The organism is Acidimicrobiales bacterium (assembly GCA_016716005.1).
Classification (GTDB): Bacteria; Actinomycetota; Acidimicrobiia; order Acidimicrobiales; family JADJXE01; genus JADJXE01.
Window position 1 is genome coordinate 1,263,652 of sequence record JADJXE010000001.1, and the last position, 20,624, is coordinate 1,284,275.

The following is a 20,624-nucleotide window of genomic DNA, read 5'->3' on the forward strand; positions in this document are numbered from 1 at the left end:
ACCGCCCCCCCCGCCTGCGGCCCAGCCGACGCCGCCCCCCCCGCCCGCTCCGCAGCCGGCGGCCAGCACCCCACCGCCCCCGCCCGCCGGTGGGCAGCCCGCGCCGCCGCCTCCTCCCACGGCCCAGCAGCCCGTGCCGCCGGCGGGTGGCGCCCCGCCGCCGGGCACCTACGTGCCGGCCGCGGCGGGCGGGGCCCCGCCCCCGGGCGGCAAGAAGGGCTCGAAGGCGCCGCTGATCATCGGGATCGTGGCCGTCGTGGCCATCCTGGGTGGCGCCATCGGCTTCTTCGCCCTGCGGGGCGATGACGAGGGGACGACCACCGACACGACGGTGGTCACCGACACCACCACGGGCTCCGACTCCACCGACCTCGCGGCGGGCGCCGTCGACAACATCGACGACGTGCGCGGCGCCGTGGTGCAGATCGTCTCGCAGGGCGCCTTCCGCGACCCGGAGACCGGTGAGACGTACAGCAGCGCCGGTGCGGGGTCGGGGTTCATCATCGACCCCTCGGGCCTCGTGGTCACCAACAACCACGTGGTGACCGGCGGTGCCACCTACGAGGTGTTCGTGCAGGGCGAGGACAGGCCCCGCAACGCCCAGGTGATCGGCGCGTCGGAGTGCTACGACGTCGCCGTCCTCCAGCTCTCGGGCGAGGGGGATCTCCCCTTCCTGTCCTGGTACGACGGCGACGTCGAGCCCGGCCTCGGCATCTTCGTCGCCGGCTTCCCCCTCGGCGACCCCGAGTACACGCTCGTCGAGGGGATCATCTCGAAGGCCGAGGCCGACGGCGACACCAGCTGGGCGTCGCTCGACTTCGCCTACCAGCACGACGCCTCCGCCCAGCCCGGCAACTCGGGCGGGCCGGTGGTGACCGAGGACGGCCAGGTCGTCGGCATCCACTACTCCGCGGCCGAGGCCGTCAACGCTGCGCAGCTGTTCGCCATCCCGACACCGCTCGCCCGCCCGGTCATCGAGGAGATGCTCGACACCGAGCAGGACTTCGAGTCGATCGGGGTCAACGGCTCTGCCGTGGCCGACCCCGAGTCCGGGCTCTCCGGCATCTGGGTGGCGTCGGTCAAGTCGGGCTCGCCCGCCGACGAGGTGGGCATCGAGCCCGGCGACATCATCACGACGCTCGAGGGCCTCCCGATGGCCACCGACGGCACCATGGCCGACTACTGCGACGTGCTGCGCTCGCGCGGCGCCACCGACCCGCTGGCCGTCGAGGTGCTCCGCTTCGACACCCAGGAAGTGCTCCGGGGCGAGCTGAACGGCCCGCCGCTCGAGCTGGCGTTCTCGTTCGCCGAGGAGTTCGACGACGAGACGCAGGACGCGCCGAGCGCCTACACCGACTACACGACGATCTCCGACGACTCGGGCGCGCTGCAGGTGAGCGTGCCGGTGGAGTGGGCCGACGTGGACGGCGCGCCACAGGAGGTCAACGGCGTGCAGGCCCCGTCGGTGTGGGCGGCGCCCGACCTCCAGTCCTTCGTCGAGACGTGGGGCACGCCCGGCATGAAGTTCTACGCCACCGACCAGTTCGACCCCACGAACCTGGGGGCCGTGCTCGACTCGGTGTCGTGGGAGGGCCAGTGCACCTACGGCGGCCGGGAGGACTACACCGATCCCGTCTACACCGGCCAGTTCGACGTGTGGACCGAATGCGGCGAGTCGGGGGCCCAGTACTTCGTCCTGGCCGCGACGCCCGCCGACGGCTCGTACGTGGCCGTCGTCGAGGTCCAGGTGGTCACCGACGCCGATCTCGAGGCCCTCGACACCATCCTCCAGACCTTCCAGCGGGTCGCCTGACCGCCTGACTGCCCGGCCCCGCCACCGGGGGGGGTCGGCGTCAGCGGACGGGCACCTCGAAGCCCACGCAGGCGCCGCCTCCCTCGCGGGCCTCGGCGAACACGTGGCCGCCGTGCGCCTCGGCCACGTCGCGCACGATGGCCAGCCCGAGGCCCGACCCCGGCCGGCTCCGGGCGGGCACCGCCCGGTAGAAGCGGTCGAACACGTGGGGCAGGTCGGCGGGGTCGATCCCCGGCCCCCGGTCGCACACCGTCACGCGGCCGCGCCGCACGGTCACCTCGATCGGTGCGCGGTCGCCGCCCCCGAACTTGGCGGCGTTGTCGACCAGGTTCGACACGGCGCGCTCCAACGCCCCGGGCCGACCGACGAGCGCGGAGCCGTCGGCGTCCACCAGCACCGTCCGGCCGCTGCGCCGGCGGGCACGTTCGGCCACCCGCTCGACCAGGGCGCCGAGCTCCACGTCGTCCTCGGCTTCGTCGCCACGCTGCTCGGTGGCCAGCTCGACCAGCTCGTCCACCAGCGCGGCGAGCTCGCGGGTCTCGCCGTCGAGATCGGCGAGGAGACGGGCCCGCTCGGCGGGTGGCAGGGCGTCGTAGCGCCGCAGCACGGCGACGTTGGTGCGGAGGCTGGTGAGCGGCGTGCGCAGCTCGTGCCCGGCGTCCTGCACCAGGCGTTGCTGCGCGTCCCGCGAGCGGGCCAGCGCCGCCAGCATCTCGTCGAAGGCCGCGCCGAGGCGCCCCACCTCGTCGGTGCCGCCCTCGGGCACGGGAACGTCGAGACGACCCGAGGCGGCCACCTCCTCGGCGGCGCTCGTGAGCCGCACGAGCCGTCGGGTGACCTGCGTGGCGACCAGCCACCCGAGCGCGGCCGCAGCGGCGATCACGAGGATCACGGCGACGACGGTGCGGTTGCGCAACGAGTCGAGCAGGCGGTCGGTCTCGGCCAGGCTGCGGGCCAGCTGCACCGCCCCCTGCCCCCCACCGAGGGGCACGGTGAGCATCCGGTACGGCTCGTCGTCGATCGACACGTCGCGGCGCACCCACGGCGACGGGTCTCGCGCCGACGTCACGGCGACGTCGACGTCGGCGACGGGCAGCTCGAGGCCCTCCGGCGCCACCACCACCGCGCCGCCGCCATCGATGACCTGCACGAGGATCTGCTCGAAGCTGGCCGGCCGGTAGTCGAGCGAGCCCTCGTCGGGTCCGCGGCGCGGCGGCGCGAGCACCAGGCCCTCGCGGCGGGACCGCTCGACGATGCCCCGGGCGGCGTCGTCGAGCGAGCGGTCGACCTCGGACCGCAGCCGGTCGGTGGTGCCGACGTAGCTCCACACCCCGATGGCCACGGTGGCCGCCGCGGCCAGCACCGCCAGCGCCAGCGCCAGCTTGACCCGGAGGCTCACGACGCCCGCACGGTGTAGCCGACCCCGCGGACGGTGTGGATCAGCTTCGGCTCGCCGTCCGGCTCGACCTTGCGGCGCAGGTAGCTGATGTACACGGCCAGGTTCTTGGAGTCGGGACCGAAGTCGTAGCCCCAGATCCGCTCGTAGATGGTGGTGTGGTCGAGCACGATGCCCGCGTTCCGCACCAGCAGCTCGAGGAGGTCGAACTCGGTCTTCGACAGCTCCAGCTCGCGGTCGCCCCTCCAGGCCCGACGAGCGGCGGGATCCACACGGAGGTCCCCCACCGCCAGCACCTCGGCCGCGTCGGCGTCGCCGTCCGGTCGGGCACGCCGCAGCAGGGCCCGCAGCCGGGCGAGCAGCTCGTCGAGCTCGAACGGCTTGGGCAGGTAGTCGTCCGCCCCGGCGTCGAGCCCGGCGACCCGGTCCGACGTCTCGGTGCGGGCCGTGAGCATGAGGATCGGGATCCGGTCGCGCTCGGCCCGCAGCACCCGGCACACGGTGAGCCCGTCCACGCCCGGCATCATCACGTCGAGCACCAGCACGTCGGGCCGTCGGTCGCGCACCGCGCTGAGCGCGGCCGCGCCGTCGGGCGCCACCGCCACCTCATAGCCCTCGAGCTCCAGGGCGCGGGCGAGGGCGTCACGGATGGCGCGGTCGTCGTCGGCCACCAGCACCCGGCTTCGCACGCCCCCATCCTGCGCCACGCGCGTGAGAGGGGGGTAAGACGGGCCGCGACCGACCCGTGGGTGGCGGCCCCGGGCAGGGCTTCGGCGCGATGCCGGACAGGGCCGCGTGCGCCGGTAGCGTGCCGGGCACGGCACCGTCGACCGATCCGGAGGGTCGACCGATCCGAGGAAGGTCGCGGCTGCGGCGTGAACATCCTGCTGATCACCCTCGACCAGCTCCGCGGCGACTGCCTCTCGGCCGCCGGTCACCCGCTGGTGCGCACCCCCAACCTGGACGCGCTGGCCGGCGCGGGCGTCCGCCTGGCCCGTCACTACAGCCAGGCGGCGCCGTGCGGGCCGGGACGGGCGTGCCTGTACACCGGCACGTACCAGCTCACCAACCGGGTCGTGGCCAACGGCACGCCCCTCGACGACCGCTTCGACAACCTGGCCCGGGCCGCCCGCCGAGCCGGGTACCAGCCGACCCTGTTCGGCTACACCGACCAGGGCTTCGACCCGCGCCTGGCCGACGGGCCCGACGATCCACGCCTGTCCACCTACGAGGGCGTGCTGCCCGGGTTCGACGTGGCCCTCGACCTTCCCGAGCACCACGAGCCGTGGCGGGCGTGGCTCACCGAGCTCGGCCACGACGTCCCGCGCTCGGGCGTGGCCGCGCTCGCCGGCGAGCCCGACCGGCCGGCCGAGCACAGCGTGTCGGCCTTCCTCACCGACCACCTCCTGGCGTGGCTCGAGCACCAGGAGGGTCCCTGGTTCGCCCACGCCAGCTACCTGCGCCCGCACCCGCCGTACGCCGCGGCCGGGCGGTGGGCGCGGGCCTACAACCCCGACGAGGTGCCGCTCCCCGTGCCGCCGGCCGACGAGCGCCACCCGTTCCACGAGGCCGTGCTGCGCGACCACCGGGTGGCCGCCCCTCGCGACGAGCGGGCGCTGCGGCAGCTCCGCTCCCAGTACTACGGCATGGTGAGCGAGGTCGACCACCAGCTGGGGCGGGTGTGGGAGGCGCTGCGGGCGCTCCGCCACTGGGACGACACGGTCATCGTCGTCACGTCCGACCACGGCGAGCAGCTGGGCGACCAGGGCCTCACCGGCAAGCTGGGCTTCTTCGAGCCCAGCTACCACGTCCCCGGCATCGTGCGCGACCCCCGCCACCCGGCCACGTTCGGGCGCACGGTCGAGGCCTTCACCGAGAACGTCGACGTCTTCCCCACGATCTGCGAGGCGATGGGGATCGAGGTGCCCGCCCAGTGCGACGGGCTGCCGCTCACGCCCTTCCTGCAGGGGGTCGAGCCGCCGTGGTGGCGCACCGCCGCGCACTGGGAGTTCGACTGGCGCGACGTCCTGCTCCCGCGGGACCCGCACCCATGGCCGTGGGACCGCCTGCTCGAGCGCCAGCACCTCGCCGTGCTGCGCACCGCGGACGCCGCCTACGTCCAGTTCGGCGACGGCTCGTGGCGGTGCTTCGACCTGGCCACCGACCCCACCTGGCGCACCGAGGTGCGCGAGCCGGTGGTGGTCCTGCCGCTGGCGCAGGAGATGCTGCTGTGGCGCTCGCAGCACACCGACCGGACCATGACGGGCATGCTCCTGCAGGACGGCGGCATCGGCCGCTGGCCCCCGGTACCCGACACCGCCGGCCGGGCGCGGCACGTGACCAGCCTCTGACGGGCGCCCACGACCGCGCACCGCCGCGACCTACGCTGCGGGCATGCGCCGTCACCGCTTCGTGCTCCTCGCCGGTCTGGTGGTCGCTGTCGTGGCCCTCGTCGCCTGCGGGGGCGACGACGACGACGCGACCGGGAACGCCGGCGACCCCCTCGCCGACACCGAGTGGGTGCTCGCCGCCGACGCGCTCGACGTGGCGGTGCCCGACACCTCGGTGCCCACGGCGTCGTTCGCCGACGGCACCATGAGCGGCAGCAACGGCTGCAACACCTACAGCGCCGGCTACACCGCCGTCGACGGGTCGCTCGAGCTGACCGCGGCGGCCACCACCCGCATGGCCTGCCCGCCCGACCAGATGGCCGTCGAGGACGCCTTCAACGCCGCCCTGGGCGAGGCGGTGGGCTACGAGGTCGCCGACGACACGCTCACCCTCACCAACGCCGCCGGCGACGCGGTGCTGGTGTTCGACCCGGCCGGCTGACCCGCCGGCCGCCGGCCGGGTGCCCGGCCGTCAGCTGGCCCAGGCCTTGATCTTCTCCACCAGTGCCTCCCGGTCCTCGCCGATGGGCGTGATGCTGAGCCGCGTCACGCCCGCGGCGCGGTAGGCCTCGATGCGCTCGCGGACGTAGCCCTCGTCGCCCACCATGGCCGTGGCCGCCAGGAACTCGGCGGGCACCAGCGCCTCGGCCTCCTGCTTCTGACCCGAGAGGTACAGGTCCTGGATCTTCTCGGCCTGCTCCTCGTAGCCGTAGCGCCGGAAGACGTCGTTGTAGAAGTTCTTGCCCTTGGCACCCATGCCCCCCACGTAGAGGGCGGTCATCGGCCGGGCCACGTCGCGCAGCTGCTGGGCGGTGTGCTCGTCGCAGATCGACACCATGCCGCCGGCCACCACCTCGAGCGGGCCGAGGCTCGCGTCGCGCTTGGCCAGACCGGCCTCGAGGTCGGCTCCCCACACGTCGTGGGCCTTGTCGGGGTGGAAGAACACGGGCAGCCAGCCGTTGGCGATCTCGGCGGTGAGCTCCACGTTCTTGCGCCCCAGGCTGGCCACGTAGACCGGGATGTCGCTGCGGACCGGGTGGTTGATGAGCTTCAGCGGCTTGCCCAGACCCGTGCCCTGACCGGGCGGGAGGGGGAGCTGGTAGACCTCGCCGTCGTACTCCACCCGCTCGCGGCGCCACACCTTGCGGCAGATGTCGATGATCTCGCGGGTGCGGGTGAGGGGCTTGGTGTAGGGCACGCCGTGCCAGCCCTCGATCACCTGCGGGCCCGACGCCCCGAGACCGAGCACGAACCGCCCCCCCGACACGGCGTCGAGCCCGGCGGCGGTCATGGCGGTGAGCGTGGGGGTGCGCGAGTACAGGGGGAAGATGCCCGAGGCCAGCTCGGCCCGCTCGGTGTGGGCGGCGAGGTAGCCGAGGATGCTCACGGCGTCGAAGCTGTAGAGCTCGGCGACCCAGAGCATGTCGACGCCGGCCCGCTCGAGCTGACCGGCGTCGGCCGCGACCTGGCGCGGATCGCCCGAGTAGTTGAGCGCCATCGAGAGCTTCATCGACCGTCCCCCTCCCACCCCCCGATGGGGCAGCGGGCCGACAGCCTACGCACCTGGGGCCGGCGCTCGTCACGGCGACGCTCCACGCCGCGCTCGCAGCACGGGCCGGGTCGCCGTCGGCCGCGCGGCTCACCAGCGGCGGCGGTTCCCCTCACCCGTCTCGATCGCGTACCTGCCCCGTGGGACGTCGCCGCCGCGATCGGCGACCGCCGGCGGCCTTCTTCCGCGCGCGCTCGACGTCGAACGCGTCACCGGCGCGATCGAGAACCGGGAACGGCGAGCACACGTGCGCCGGGTGGCTCACCGGCTCGGCGTCACCGGCGGTCGCACCCGATCATGCCCCTGACATCAGCTCGTAGGCGGTGACGGCGATCCAGGCCGCAGGGGCCAGCATCGTGGCGATCTGCTCGGTGCTCATGGCACCGATGCTGTCGGCCATGGAGCCGTCGTCGGCATGGACCTCCGCCTCACCGGCGCACGCGACGGCGCAGACCGACGCGTGGCTCTTGGCGTACTCGAAGGCCAGCTCCTCGAGGTCGGGACGCTCCATCTTGCTCAGGACCTCTTCGATCGCATGCAGGGTGTGCGGTTGCATCGCCGATCCTCCTGGCGTCGCTGCTCTGTCCCCGATCCTCGCAGCCGGCCCGGCCCGTCGCCCAGGGCCGAACGGCCCCCCTGCCGGACCGTACCGCACAGGCCGTCGGGCGCGGGCGGCACCCTCGGGACGTCCACCGAGCCGGGTGAGCCCCCCGGGAGCACCGCCCCCACAGAGGTGGTCGGCGACGCGCCCAGAGGTGGCGCGCCGTGGGTTGTGCCGCCGCGGTGGCAGGGCGCACACTCGAACCGACGACCCGTCGGGGAAAGGGCTGCGCCATGCCTCACCGGGACCACCATCGACGTGTTCTCCCCCTCCTCTGCGCGCTGGGACTCGCGATCGCCGTGGTGGCCGCGGGCTGCGGGGGAGACGACGAGGAGACGACACCGACGACACCGACGACACCGACGACACCGACGACGACGACGACCACGGCGGCACCGGCAGAGGCGAGTGCGGCCTGTGCCGACGCTGCGGCGCAGCCGTCGGTCGAGCGGATCGACGTCACCGTGAACGGCGCGCCTCGAACGGCTCTCGTGCACCTGCCCGCAACCGCGACCGGCACCGACCCCCTCCCAGTGGTGTTGTCCTTCCACAGCGCCGAGTCCAGCGCCGCCGTCCAACAGGCCACGGACGGCTTGACCGCCAAAGCCGACGCAGAAGGCTTCGTGGTCGTGTACCCCGAAGGACTCCTGGTCGACCTGGCCGAACAGGTCACCGACGTCCCCGGCTGGGACGTCGCCGGACGGGCAGTCGACGAACCGGCATTCGTCGCCGCGCTCCTCGACGAGCTCGGCAGCCAGGTGTGCATCGACCCGTCCCGGGTCTACGCCACCGGGATCTCCAACGGCGGACACCTCGTGCTGGCCCTGCCCTGCGCCCTGCCCGGCCGCATCGCCGCCGTCGCTCCCGTCGAGGGCTGGTTCACCTCCGCCGTGTGCGAGACCGGCCCGGCCACCCCCACCATCGGCTTCCACGGACTCGCCGACATCGCCGCCCCCTACGACGGCGCCCAGCCACCCCAACCCACCGTGCTCCCCGCCCTCGACGTGTACGCCGCGCAAGCGACCCGCAATGGCTGCACCGACGAACCGGCCAGCGAGACGCTCACCCCCACCGTGGAACGCCTCACCTGGGACGACTGCCAGGCCGCCACCATCCTCTACACCCTCCAAGACCACGGCCACGCCTGGCCCGGACACCCGCTCCCCGCCACCCCCGACCAGGTCGTCGAGTTCGCCTGCCCGCCCGGCGAACCCCCCGTCGACTTCGTCACCGCCCTCGGCGTCACCTGTCAGACCTTCGTCGACAACCTCCTGCTCACCAACGTCGAGATCGACGCCACCGACCTCATGTGGGACTTCTTCGACCAGAGCCGCTGAGCCCCTCGCAACGCCTCGATGGCACCACATGGCACCACGCCCCGGCCCCACCGCGGTCGGGCGATGCCCCGACGGCGGGCTGTACGGCTGGGGTGACAAGGCGCACACTCGAACCGACGACCCGTCGGGGAAAGGGGTGCACCATGCCTCACCGGGACCACCATCGACGTCTTCTTCTTCCCCTGCTCTGCGCGCTGGGGCTCGTGATCGCCGTGGTCGCGGTGCCCGAACCGGCCTCGGCCCAGCCCATCGTGCGCCTCGCCGGGGCCGACCGCTACGACACCGCCGCCCTCATCTCCCGCCAGTTCCCAGCGGTGCCGTCCCCAGATCGCCTCGTGTTCGTCGCCTCGGGCGAGAACTACCCCGACGCCATCGTGGCCGGGAGCATCAGCGGCGCCCTGCGGGTGCCGGTGCTGCTCGTGCGGCGCGACTCCATCCCGCCCGCCACCCGCAACGAGCTCACCCGCCTCTCACCGGACCAGATCGGCGTGCTCGGCGGCACCGCGGCGGTGAGCGACGCCGTGCTCGCCCAGCTCCGACAGCCTGGGGTGACCGTGACCCGCATCGCCGGTGCCGACCGCTACGCCACCGCGGCCCAGATCATGTACACGAGCCCGCCGCCGCCGGGCCCGCTGGCCACCGTGCTGGTGGCCAGCGGCACCGACTTCGCCGACGCCATGATCGCCGGGGCCGCCGGCGGCGTCTACGACGCGCCGGTGCTGCTCGTCCCGCCCAACGGGCCGCTGCCGGCATCGGTCGTCGAGGCGCTGACGACCCTGTCCAGCAATGGCTTCGTGAACATGCTGATCATGGGTGGCCCGGCCGACGTCTCACCCGCCGTCGAGGCCGCCCTGGCCAACCCCGCCCCCGGGGTGACCTACGCGGTGCTGCGCGTGCCCGGCGCCGACGTCTACGAACGCTCGGTCAACGTCTGGCTGCTCGCACCCCTCGGACCCCCCTTCGACCCCGTCATCACCACCGGCGAGAACTGGCCCGACGGCCTCGCCGGCGCCCTGTTCACCGGACAGGCCCAAGCAGCCGGCATCACCACCAACCAGAACGTCATGGTGCTCACCCGCACCGCCTGCATCCCGCCCTACGTGGCCGCCGCCCTCCTCAACGCCGGCGCCAGCCGCTTCACCATCCTCGGCGGACCCAACGCCGTGTCCCTTGCGGTACAGACCGGGACCATCTGCCCGTAGCCGACACGACCTGCGTCGAGGCTGGCCGGTCGTGGCAGCGCCAACGGGATTCGAACCCGTGTCTCCACCTCGACAGGGCCCCGGCGGACACGTCATCGCAGGTCAGGTGTAATCAGGACGCGGCAGGGGCGGAGGCGCCGACCCGGCGATTCCGCGCCGCAACGCCTCGATGGCACCACATGGCACCACGCCCCGGCCCCACCGCCGTCGGGCAGTGCCCCGACGGAGAGCCAGGGCTGTACGGCTGGGGTGGCAGGGCGCACACTCGAACCGACGACGCGAGGCGCAGCGCCAGGCGGACGACCTCCTCCCACGCCTACCACCCCGCGCCGGTGCGGCTGTTCAGCACCGTCGACCGCCAGATCACCCTCGACTTCGTCCGGGGACTACCCAACCCCGCAACTGGCAGCGCACATCGCCAAAGGGCGCATGAGCCAGTTCCTCGAGCGCCACAGCTACCGCGGTCGCCAACCGGCGTCGCTGCTCGTCGACCGGCTCCGACTGCACAACCCCGCCGCATCAGACGGGACCACCGCAGCCAAACGCCGCACCGCGCTCGCCCAGGTCGACCAGCTCGAGCTGCTCAACAGTCAGCTCAGGGAGTTCGAGCGCGCCATCAGCGACGCCCTCCACCGACACCCCGACCACGAGCTGTTCCTCAGCTTCCCCGGCGTCGCCGACCTCACCGCCGCCGCGCTGCTCGCCGAGATCGGCGAGGACCGCGACCGCTACCCGACCGCCGCCGTCCTCGCCGCCGAAGCCGGCCTCGCGCCGGTCACCCGGTCCTCGGGACGCATGACCCGCGTCCGATTCCGCTACGCCGCCAACGACACGCTCCGAGAAGCGTTCGGCTGGTGGGCCTACAACTCCATCCGGCTCAGCCCCTGGGCCCGAGCCGGCTACGACCAGGCCAAGGCCCGCGGCCAACAACACCACCGCGCCCTGCGCGGCCTCGCCGCCCGCTGGTGCCGAGTCCTGTGGCGATGCTGGCAGGACAGCACCCCCTACGACGCCAGCCGCCACATCACCGCCACCGTCTAAGAAATCAAGCCTCACCCCGCCACCGGCGGCGCGCTCTGCCGCTGCTTCGGCGCGCCTCAACACGCCCGGAGTTGACATTGGGAGTCTGCCGGGTCCACTTCATGCGCAACGTGCTGGCCAAGGTCCCCAAGACGTCCGCCGACATGGTCGCCGCGGCCATCCGCACGATCTTCGCTCAACCCGACCCGGCCCACGTCCGCTCGCAGCTGACCGAGATCGTCGCCACCCTCACCCCGCAGTTCCCCGACGTGGCCGGCATGCTCGCCGATGCCGCCGAAGACCTCCTGGCGTTCACGCACTTCCCGCTGGCCCATTGGCGCAAGCTGTGGTCGACCAACCCGCTCGAGCGGCTCAACGGCGAGATCAAGCGGCGCACCAACGTCGTGGGGATCTTCCCCAACGACGCGGCCGCCCTGCGCCTGGTCACCGCCGTCGTCGTCGAGACCCATGACGAATGGGCCGTGGCCGAACGCCGCTACGCTCTCCGAGGAATCCATGGCCCAGCTCCACCAGCCCCCAGCCGCGCCCGCCGAGGAGGTGCCCCTGGCCATCACCGCCTGACAAGATCAACGACCAGCGACAGCGACCAAGCCAGGCTCACCCCCAGCTACACCACTCCGCGGGACTCCAACCATGGCCAGGGGCATGGCAGAGGACAGGGCGGCAGCATGAGGCTGAGACGGCATCGACTGCCGCGGCGATGGGCCGTGACCTACCCGGGGCCCATGACCGGGGCCCGGCCGGGACGGCGCCACTTCCTGACCGAGCGTCAGGCGCGGGACTTCCCAGGGCGGATCGTGGGCAGCATGACCCCTGGGCCTGGTCAGACGTTCGTGTTCGAGATCGAGCATGACCACCGGGTAGTGGAACGGGTCAAGGTCCCGTAGTCCTACCAGGGGACGACAGGTCGTGATTCGGACGCGCCGCCGGTGTCACATCGTGACCGTCCGGACGTCGCTGGCGGGGGTCGGTCGCCCCCGAACGCGCCGACAGAACGGCGCCGGCCGACGTCAGGAGAGAGCCTCAATTGGCGGAACAGGACGACAAGATGTGTGCGGCGAGCGTCATCGTTGACCGTCAGCTGCGTGCCTATCCAGCTCCATCGGCCTCCTGACCGGGTCGATCAGGTTCTTCCTCGGCCAGCATCTTCGGCGGTTCAGTCCCCGCGGCAATGACGTAAGCGGCTGCGCCAGCGGCCGCGGCTGCGCCGGCAACCGCTGGGGCCGACGCCGCAGCGACAACGCCAACGGCAACGCCAGCGAGCACTGCGGCTCCGATGAGGGCGCTCATGTCCGGCACGGCCGGTGGCGGCGGTAGGACGGTGTCGGCAGTCCCGGGATCGACGCCACCAGCGGAGCTTTCCGACGACGTCGTTTCAGGCGGGGCGGGTACCGTGTCGCCGTGCGGATCAACGCCACCGCTGCTCGAGTCACTCATGCACGGGAGTGTGACGATGGGAATCCTGGCAGTCAAGCCTCGGGAAGGGGTTTGCGCCAGCCGACGCGCCATCCGGGACACCAATCCTGACGGGCACCACGCCCAGGAGCGCAGCGGGTAGCCCAGCCACCCCAGCGTGTCGGCCGAGTATCGGCGGCCAGCAGAATCGGCCCGCTCGTGGCGACCGACTGCCCATCGACGGCCACCACCGTGAGTGCCGCTCTCCGCAGCGCCCTGTCGTCGGCCGTGGCCACCAAAGCGGCGTTCCGGGGCAGGCTGCCCGAGCACTGGCTCAGGTTCCCGTAGTGGGGTCGGGCCCGGCGTCGGCCTGGAGCCGCCAGACCCCCGGGGAGCGCTGCCAGAGGGTGCCTCGCATCCCCCCGAAGATACGCAGTGGGTGTGGCGATGGCACCAATGGCACCACGCACCCCCGGATTTCCTTGCAGCCCCAACGGGATTCGAACCCGTGTCTCCACCTTGAGAGGGTGGTGTCCTAGGCCACTAGACGATGGGGCCGAGCGGCAGAAGACCTTACCAAGGCCGGGCCGCCGGGCGGTTCCGCGTCCGGGATGATCCGGGTTCCGGGCCATCTCGGACGCAGAACGGCGGGGGCCGACCTCGGGGGGGCGCTCGGGGCGGCCGTTGGGACCTCAGACCCTTCCATGCCGACGCCTGGTCGGTGTCCAATGGGGACGGAAGGGCGCCTATCTCGCCCTTGCTCGCCGACCCGGCCAACCGGATCGGGAAAGGAGTACGCCATGAGCGACGCTCCCCTTCCCCCGTCTGGCCCCGGCCCGGACCCCAGGACCGGCTGGTTGCCGCCGGCCCCGCCGCCCGGCCCCGCCGGACCCCCGCCCACGACCCCGATGCCGCCCTTCACGCCCGGCTCGTTCGTGAAGGGGCCGCCGGGCCAGCCGCCCAGCACCCCGTACGTCGCGCCGCCCACCCCACCGGGGGGCAAGGCGTCCCGCACACCGTGGTTCGTCGCCATCGGGGTCGTGGCCGCCGCCGTGCTGGTGCTCGGCGCGGTGCTGGTGTTCTCGGGGGGCAAGAAGAACGACGCCGGCGAGGACTGGGGCGCCAGCTCGTCCACCTCCGTGCAGACGACGAGCACCACACGGCCGACCACCACGACCAGCACCACCACGAGCAGCACCACCACGACCACGGCGCCCACCACCACCCAGCCCCGCCCGAACACCACGCACGGACCCGGCGCCACGGCGCCGCCGAGGACCACCGTGCCACCCACCTGGACGTACACGCCGTACACCTACGGCGACGACTGGTACCTCGACCACCTGTGGGACCACTGCTACAGCGGCGACTGGGCGGCCTGCGACCAGCTCTACTGGGAGAGCCCGGTCGACTCCGAGTACGAGACCTACGGGTCGACGTGCGGCTACACCCTCGACTGGATGGCCGGGGGCTGCGTCAGCTGGTACTCGAGCCCGCCGACCGTGTGGTCGCCCTACACCTACGGTGACGACGCGTACCTCGACAGCCTCTGGGACGCCTGCTCCGGAGGTGACATGGGGGCCTGCGACCAGCTGTACTACGACAGCCCGAGCGGCTCCGAGTACGAGACGTACGGCGCGATGTGCGGGTTGACCGCCTCGGGGTCCTGGATGGCGGGCGGCTGCGCCAGCGGCTCCAGCGGCGGGGGCGGGGCCTACACCTACGGCGACGACGCCTACCTCGACGGCCTCTGGGACGCCTGCTCCGGCGGTGACATGGAGGCCTGCGACCAGCTGTACTACGAGAGCCCGGTCGACTCCGAGTACGAGACCTTCGGGGCCACGTGCGGCTACATCGGCGACTACCTGGCCGGGGGCTGCGTGGCCACCTACTGGGGCTACTAGCGCCACCGGGGGTTCGCGACGCCGGCCCCGTCCTGCACGGGACGGGGCCGGTTGCGTCGCGTGACCGGGCGCATCACCCGGCGAGCTCGGGGGGGAGGACTCGAACCCCCAATAACAGGGCCAGAACCTGCCGTGTTGCCGATTACACCACCCCCGAAAGGGCCCTTCACCGTACCAGCCAGCCAGCGGGCGCAGCGACCCGGCCCAGCGCACCCACCACCCCGAGCAGCGGCCCGACGCCACCGCCGGCCACCTCCTCGAGGCGCAGCAGCCGGCGGTAGCCGATGAGCCGCCCGACGCCCACCGCTGCCGTCTCGCGGACCATCGCCCGGAGCTCGGACCACCCCCTCGTGGGGCTGGTGCGGGTGGGCGACACGCTCGCGTCGAGCCCCAGCTCGGACGCGATGCCCTCGATGCGCATCGAGTGGTACGGGTCGGACACGAGGATCACCCGGTCGATACCCCGGTCGTCGAGGAACACGGCGGTCGCGGCCAGCGACTCCCAGCTGTTGCCACCCGACACCTCGCGCAGGATCTGGTCATCGGGCACACCGCGTGCCAGCAGGTAGTTGGCGCTGGCCGTCGCCTCGGTGAAGCGGTCGCCGGGCTGGTTGCCGCCGGTGACCACGATCACGTCGGCGTAGCCGTCCCGCCGCAGCTCGAGGGCATGGTCGAGCCGGGCCTGGAGCACGAGCGACGGCCGCCCGTCGTACTGGGCCGCGCCCAGCACGACGATGGCGTCGGCCGGTCGCTTGCCGTCGTGGCGGCCGACCCACCACACCTGCACGAAGGTGACGGCCAGGTACACGATGCCGAGCGCCAGCACCGCGACGGCGGCCCGGAGGGCCCACCGGAGGAGGCGCCGGGGCGTCACCGGCGCGAGCGGGCGGCGCGCAGCCGGGCCAGCGTGCGCTCACGACCCAGGACGGCGAGCGATTCGAACAGCGGCGGGCCGACCGACCGGCCCGTCACGGCCACCCGAACGGGCGCCTGGGCCTTGCCGAGCTTCAGCCCGTGGGCATCGGCCACGCCGAGCAGCGCCTGGTGGAGCGCGGGCGCGGTCCACTCGCACCCCTCGAAGGCCGCCATCGCGTCGTCGAGGATGGAGGCGGCCTGGCTGTTGCGGGTGATGGCCTTGTCCCAGGCGGCCTCGTCGACGGGCGGCTCGTCGGCGAACACGAACCCCACCCAGTCGGGCACCTCGCCGAGGGTCCGGACCCGCTCCTGCACCAGGGGCGCCAGCACCGCGAAGGCGTCGGGATCGAACGCCTCGGGGGGCCACGGCGCCCGACCGGGGGCGAGCCACGGCTGGCAGCGCTCGACGAACTCGGCCACCGGGAGCGCCCGGATGTACTCGGCGTCGACGTGATCGAGCTTCTTGTGGTCGAAGAACGCGGCGCTCTTGGTGACGTCCTCCAACCGGAAGCGCTCGACGATCTCCTCGATGGGCCGGATCTCGACCCCGTCGGCCGGCCCCCAGCCCAGCAGGGCCAGGTAGTTCCGCAGGGCCTCGGGCAGGTACCCGCGGGCGCGGTAGTCCTCGACGGCCACGTCGTCGCGTCGCTTCGACAGCTTCTGGCGCTGGGCGTTCACCAGCAGGGGCAGGTGCGCGTAGGCCGGCCGGTCCTGGTGGCCGAGCGCGTCCATGAGCAGCAGCACCTTCGGGGCCGAGCTGAGCAGGTCCTCGCCGCGCACCGCGTGGGTGATCCGCATGTCGGCGTCGTCGACGGCGTTGGCCAGCAGGAACATGGGGGTGCCGTTCGACCGCCAGATCACGAAGTCCTCGAGGTCGGCGTTCTCGAAGCGGACGTGACCCCGGATCAGGTCCTCGAACTCGGTCGTGCCCGTGTCCGGGGTGCGGAACCGCACCGCCAGGCCGTCGGCGAGGGCGCCGCCGGGGACGGGGCGGTCGTCGGCGTCGACCAGGTAGGCCCGGCCGTCGGCCAGCAGCCGGGCCGCCGCATCGCGGTACCGGTCGAACCGCTCCGACTGGAAGTACGGGCCCTCGTCCCAGTCGATCCCGAGCCACTCGAGGGAGCGCAGGATGCCCTCGGTGAGCTCGGCCTGCGAGCGCTCGACGTCGGTGTCCTCGATGCGCAGCAGGAACGTGCCGCCGGTTCGCCGGGCGAACAGCCAGTTGAACAGGGCCGAGCGGGCACCGCCCACGTGCAGGTAGCCGGTGGGCGAGGGCGCGAAGCGGACGCGGGGTGCGGGCTCGGTCACCCTCTGGAGGGTACTGGCGGTGGCACCCGCGGCCGGGGCGGGCCGCCCGAGGGCGGCACCGCCGCGCCGGACACCTGCCGCACGGCCGGCAGCGATGGCACCAGGTCGGCCCCTGCTCAGTCGACGCGCACGCGCTCGCCGAGCCGGGGCACCACCGCCGTCCAGTCGAGCTGGGTGTCGATGGTGTCACGCAGGCCCCTCGAGGCGTCCGGCTCGCCGTGCACCACGAACACCGCGTCGGGCGGGCGGGGCGCCCGGGCGAGCCAGGCCACCAGCTCGTCGCGGTCGGCGTGCACCGAGAGCGCCGGCAGGTCGACGACCTCGGCGCGCACCCGCACGTAGCGGCCGAGCATCTTGATCTGACGGTTCCCGTCGGCCAGGTAGCGGCCCCGGGTGCCCTCGGCCTGGAAGCCGACCAGGATCACGGTGTTGCGGCTGTCGGGGAGGCAGCGGGCGAGGTGGTGCACGACCCGTCCGCCCGTGGCCATGCCCGGACGCGGACACGATCACCGACGGGTAGCGGCTCGAGGCCAGCTCCTTGCTCTCCTCGACGCTGCGGATCTCGACCAGGTCGCCCGTGTCGAAGGGGTCGTCGCCGTCGAGCACGCCGGGGCGGAACTCCGGGCTGCGGTCGCGCAGCGCCGCCCGGTACGCCCGCAGCGCGGCGAGGGCCAGCGGGCTGTCGACGTACACCGGCACCTCCGGCACCGCGCCCGCGGCCATGAGGGTGCGGAGGTGGAAGAGGACCACCTCGGTGCGGTCGACCGCGAAGGCGGGGATCACGACCGTGCCCCCCCGGGCGATGGTGCGGGCGATCACCTGGCCGAACCGCTCGACGGTGCCGGCATCGTCGTGGCGGCGGTCGCCGTAGGTGCTCTCCACCACCACCACGTCGGCCTCGGCGGGCAGCTCCGGCGGCAGCAGCAGCGGGTGCGAGGGCCGGCCCAGGTCGCCGCTGAACAGCACGGTGCGCTCGGTCCGACCACCCGCGGCCCGGCCCCGGAGGCGCAACGCGACCGTGGCCGACCCGAGGATGTGGCCCGCCGGCCGGAACGTCGCGGTCACGCCCGGCGCCACCTCGACCTCGTTCCCGAAGGGCACCGGGTGGAGGTGCGGCAGCACGCGCCGGGCGTCGTCCTCGGTGTAGAGGGGCCGGGCCGGGCGGTGCTTGGAGAAGCCCTTGCGGTTGGCGTAGGCGGCCTCCTCCTCCTGCAGGTGCCCGCTGTCGGGGAGCACCACGGCGGTCAGGTCGGCGGTGCCCTCGGTGCAGACCGCCCGGCCACGAAACCCGTCGCGGCCCAGGGCCGGGAGGTACCCGGTGTGGTCCACGTGGGCGTGGGTGAGCACCACGGCATCGATCGACGCCGGGTCGACCGGGAAGGGATCCCAGTTGCGGAGCCGCAGCTCCTTCAGGCCCTGGAAGAGCCCGCAGTCGACGAGCACCCGCGCCCCGGGGGCCTCGACCAGGAAGCGGCTCCCGGTCACGGTGCCCGCGCCGCCGAGAAACGACAGCACCGGTCGGTTTCCTTCAATCACTGTCATGTGATTTCATGTTCTCCCATGATGGAGGGATGGGCGATGAGGGGATGGGCGATGAGGGGATGGGGAACGACCGCCCGGCGGCTCGTCGTCGTGGCGGTCCTGGCTGCCACCGCCGGGTGCGGACGGCCCGCACCCGATCGCGAGGGTACGGCGCGCCCGGCGGCCGCACCGGCCGCGCCGCCGGCCACCCTGACGATCCCGCCGGCGCCCGGGGGCGATCCCACCTGGCGGTGGGCCCGGCCCGTCGACGAGGAGACCGAGGCCCAAGTGCTCGTGGTGAAGGCCGTGCTCGACCTCATGGGCACCCGCCACCGGGCCTTCGTCACGGGTGACGTCGGCCTGCTGCCGCACGTGTGGGATCCCGCAAGCCCCAGCCTCGAGAGGGACCGCCGGGCCATCGCCGCGCTGGCCGACGCCGGACGCCGCTACGCCGACGAGGGCGTGCAGGTGACCGACTTCGAGTTCCTCTACCGGGAGGAGGCCTTCGCCGTGCTCCGCGTCGTCCACTCGCACGGCCCGCAGGTGATCGTCGACGCCACCGGCCGGGTGGTCGAGGAGGGACCGGGCTGGCCCCCCACCTCGTCGTTCTGGACCGTGCAGGATCGGGGCGACGGCTGGCGCCTGCTGGAGTGGAACGACCACCGCAACCCGCTGCCCGAGCTCGGGTTCGTGGAGACGGCCGACGGCTGGGTGCCCCCGGCCGGCTGGGCCGGCGGCGAGTCGTGACCGGCGCCGGGAGGTGGCGGCGTGCGGGTGGCGCACTGCTGCTGGCCGCGCTCGCCCTGGCCGGCGCGTTGGGTCCGGCCCCGGCGGCCGCCGACGGCGAGGGTGACGGCGACCTCGGCCGCGACAGGCTCACCGCGGGGGTGAGCGTCGCCCGACCGGGCCGACCGGGAGGCGGATCGCAGGCCCGCGGGCCCACCACCGGGGGTGGCCGACCGGGGGTTGGCGGCCGCACGGACGGGATCGCCAGCCCCTACGTCTCGCTCCGGACCGAGTACCGCGAGGGCCCCGCCTTCCGGAGCTGCCCGGACGCCAGCCGCGCCTTCGTGTACGGCACACGTCCCGACGGCACCGAGGTGCTGGTGACGACGTGGTGCCCGGCGGCCGGCGGGTCCCCGGCCGGGACGACTGGGCCGGCCGCGCCCGCCGTCGGGGCGACCCCACCGGCCCCGCCCAGCGCAGCCGCCGTCCGCGACGCCGTGGCCCTGCCCACACCGACGGTCCGCCTCGACCCGGGGGTGCGTGGCCTCGTCGGCCTGGAGACCCGCCTGTGGGTGGCCGGCCCGCGCGAGGTGGCGGTCGACGTGGCCCTCGGCGGGTACGCCGTCACGGCCACGGCCCGAGCCGCGCGGTACCGCTGGGACCTCGGTGACGGCACGCTGCTGGAGGCCACCGATCCGGGCACCCCCGAGGCCCCGGCCGCCACCCACGTGTACCTCGGCCGGGGTGACCTGCTGGTCGCGGTCACCGTCGTGTGGGAGGGCACGTACACCTTCACCGGCCCCGCCGGCTCGGCCACCGCCGACCTGGGCACCGTCGAGGTGAGCACCACCGTCCCCTACCCGGTGGTCGAGGCCCAGGCCGTGATCCGGTAGCCCGCCCAGCCCACCGCCCCACCGCCCGGGCCCCGCTGCTCCGCCGCTCCGTGGGTTGGCCGTCCCCTACCGTGGCCGGGTGAGCCTCATCGCGGTCAACGCCAGCCCGTCCTCCAGCTCCACGACGCACGCCCTCGCGCAGGCTGCGGTCGAGCTCGCGCGCGAGGGGCACGTGCTGAACGTGGGCGAGCTCGACGCCGAGGCGCTGCTGCTGCGCCGCACCGCCGACGACGTGGAGGGGGCCCTCACCGCGATCTGCGGGGCCACGATCCTCGTCGTGGCGACGCCGGTGAACCAGGCCACCTACGGCGGGCTGCTGAAGGTGCTGTTCGACCAGCTGCCCCCGTCGGCGCTGGCCGGCACGGCGTGCGTGCTGGCCGCCGCGGGGGCCACGCGCGACCACTTCCTCAGCCTCGACACCGGGCTGCGGGCGATGCTGGCCTCCCTCGACGGCTGGACCGTGCCGACGGTCGTGTACGCCACCGGCGACGACGTCGACGAGTCGGGCCGGCCCAGGCCACCCGTGCTCGCCTCGCTGCAACGGGCCCTCGGCGAGGCCTACGCCCTCGAGCGGGCCTTCGGGGGCTGATCGCGGCCCGTCCACCCGACGCCGGCGCGCAGTAGCGTCGCCTC

At 73.5% G+C, this 20,624-nt stretch carries 16 protein-coding genes, 2 tRNA genes and 2 pseudogenes; 11 read left to right on the plus strand and 9 right to left on the minus strand.

Features of this window, described 5'->3' with window-relative positions; all coding sequences use genetic code 11:
- The first annotated feature begins 133 nt into the window (after positions 1–133).
- The gene (locus IPM45_06165) at positions 134–1,813 is read left to right on the plus strand and encodes a trypsin-like peptidase domain-containing protein (GenBank protein MBK9179152.1); all 1,680 of its coding nucleotides are present in this window, start codon (positions 134–136) and stop codon (positions 1,811–1,813) included.
- A gap of 40 nt (positions 1,814–1,853) precedes the next feature.
- On the opposite strand, the gene IPM45_06170 is transcribed toward IPM45_06165, so the two are convergent.
- Positions 1,854–3,212, minus strand: a complete 1,359-nt coding sequence (locus IPM45_06170; GenBank protein MBK9179153.1) for a HAMP domain-containing histidine kinase — start codon at positions 3,210–3,212, stop codon at positions 1,854–1,856.
- Entirely contained in the window at positions 3,209–3,898 is a 690-nt protein-coding gene (locus tag IPM45_06175) for a response regulator transcription factor (protein ID MBK9179154.1), read from the minus strand. The genes IPM45_06170 and IPM45_06175 overlap by 4 nt, the downstream gene beginning before the upstream one ends.
- Positions 3,899–4,084: 186 nt before the next feature.
- On the opposite strand from IPM45_06175, the gene IPM45_06180 reads away from it, so the two are divergent.
- Both IPM45_06180 and IPM45_06185 read left to right on the plus strand, forming a co-directional pair.
- A complete protein-coding gene (locus IPM45_06180) occupies positions 4,085–5,560 on the plus strand; it encodes a sulfatase-like hydrolase/transferase (GenBank protein MBK9179155.1) in 1,476 nt (491 codons plus the stop codon).
- Positions 5,561–5,603: 43 nt separating this feature from the next.
- Entirely contained in the window at positions 5,604–6,041 is a 438-nt protein-coding gene (locus IPM45_06185) for an META domain-containing protein (protein ID MBK9179156.1), read from the plus strand.
- Positions 6,042–6,071: 30 nt separating this feature from the next.
- Here the strand turns inward: IPM45_06185 and IPM45_06190 are convergent, their stop codons facing one another.
- Positions 6,072–7,109, minus strand: coding sequence for an LLM class F420-dependent oxidoreductase (locus IPM45_06190; GenBank protein ID MBK9179157.1), 1,038 nt, complete (start codon positions 7,107–7,109; stop codon positions 6,072–6,074).
- Between the two features lie 334 nt (positions 7,110–7,443).
- Complete coding sequence (locus IPM45_06195) at positions 7,444–7,704, minus strand: hypothetical protein (GenBank protein MBK9179158.1); 261 nt, start codon at positions 7,702–7,704, stop codon at positions 7,444–7,446.
- Positions 7,705–8,285: 581 nt separating this feature from the next.
- On the opposite strand from IPM45_06195, the gene IPM45_06200 reads away from it, so the two are divergent.
- The 4 genes and pseudogenes from IPM45_06200 to IPM45_06215 all read left to right on the plus strand — a co-directional run bounded on the left by IPM45_06200 (position 8,286) and on the right by IPM45_06215 (position 11,890).
- Entirely contained in the window at positions 8,286–9,086 is an 801-nt protein-coding gene (locus tag IPM45_06200; protein ID MBK9179159.1) for a hypothetical protein, read from the plus strand.
- A gap of 143 nt (positions 9,087–9,229) precedes the next feature.
- Positions 9,230–10,288: a cell wall-binding repeat-containing protein gene (locus IPM45_06205; GenBank protein ID MBK9179160.1), complete on the plus strand. Its 1,059-nt coding sequence runs from the start codon at positions 9,230–9,232 to the stop codon at positions 10,286–10,288.
- Positions 10,289–10,717: 429 nt separating this feature from the next.
- Positions 10,718–11,329, plus strand: coding sequence for a transposase (locus tag IPM45_06210; protein MBK9179161.1), 612 nt, complete (start codon positions 10,718–10,720; stop codon positions 11,327–11,329).
- Between the two features lie 86 nt (positions 11,330–11,415).
- A pseudogene (locus IPM45_06215) lies at positions 11,416–11,890 on the plus strand (transposase).
- A 1,319-nt stretch (positions 11,891–13,209) separates the two neighbouring features.
- On the opposite strand, the gene IPM45_06220 reads toward IPM45_06215, so the two are convergent.
- Positions 13,210–13,282, minus strand: a tRNA-Glu gene (locus IPM45_06220).
- Between the two features lie 242 nt (positions 13,283–13,524).
- On the opposite strand from IPM45_06220, the gene IPM45_06225 reads away from it, so the two are divergent.
- Entirely contained in the window at positions 13,525–14,628 is a 1,104-nt protein-coding gene (locus IPM45_06225; protein ID MBK9179162.1) for a hypothetical protein, read from the plus strand.
- Positions 14,629–14,713: 85 nt separating this feature from the next.
- Here the strand turns inward: IPM45_06225 and IPM45_06230 are convergent.
- The 4 genes and pseudogenes from IPM45_06230 to IPM45_06245 all read right to left on the minus strand — a co-directional run bounded on the left by IPM45_06230 (position 14,714) and on the right by IPM45_06245 (position 18,393).
- Positions 14,714–14,785: transfer RNA gene (locus tag IPM45_06230), tRNA-Gln, on the minus strand.
- A 9-nt stretch (positions 14,786–14,794) separates the two neighbouring features.
- The gene (locus IPM45_06235; GenBank protein MBK9179163.1) at positions 14,795–15,502 is read right to left on the minus strand and encodes a YdcF family protein; all 708 of its coding nucleotides are present in this window, start codon (positions 15,500–15,502) and stop codon (positions 14,795–14,797) included.
- A complete protein-coding gene (locus tag IPM45_06240; GenBank protein MBK9179164.1) occupies positions 15,499–16,851 on the minus strand; it encodes a glutamate--tRNA ligase in 1,353 nt (450 codons plus the stop codon). The genes IPM45_06235 and IPM45_06240 overlap by 4 nt, the downstream gene beginning before the upstream one ends.
- 116 nt (positions 16,852–16,967) lie before the next feature.
- Positions 16,968–18,393, minus strand: a pseudogene (locus IPM45_06245) (MBL fold metallo-hydrolase).
- A gap of 51 nt (positions 18,394–18,444) precedes the next feature.
- On the opposite strand from IPM45_06245, the gene IPM45_06250 reads away from it, so the two are divergent.
- The 3 genes from IPM45_06250 (at position 18,445) to IPM45_06260 (ending at position 20,580) form a co-directional block, all read left to right on the plus strand.
- The gene (locus IPM45_06250; protein ID MBK9179165.1) at positions 18,445–19,119 is read left to right on the plus strand and encodes a hypothetical protein; all 675 of its coding nucleotides are present in this window, start codon (positions 18,445–18,447) and stop codon (positions 19,117–19,119) included.
- Entirely contained in the window at positions 19,116–19,991 is an 876-nt protein-coding gene (locus tag IPM45_06255) for a PKD domain-containing protein (protein ID MBK9179166.1), read from the plus strand. Before IPM45_06250 ends, IPM45_06255 begins: the two co-directional genes overlap by 4 nt.
- Before the next feature lie 79 nt (positions 19,992–20,070).
- Positions 20,071–20,580 (plus strand): NAD(P)H-dependent oxidoreductase, encoded by a 510-nt coding sequence (locus IPM45_06260; protein ID MBK9179167.1) that lies wholly within the window; start codon positions 20,071–20,073, stop codon positions 20,578–20,580.
- Positions 20,581–20,624 lie beyond the last annotated feature (44 nt).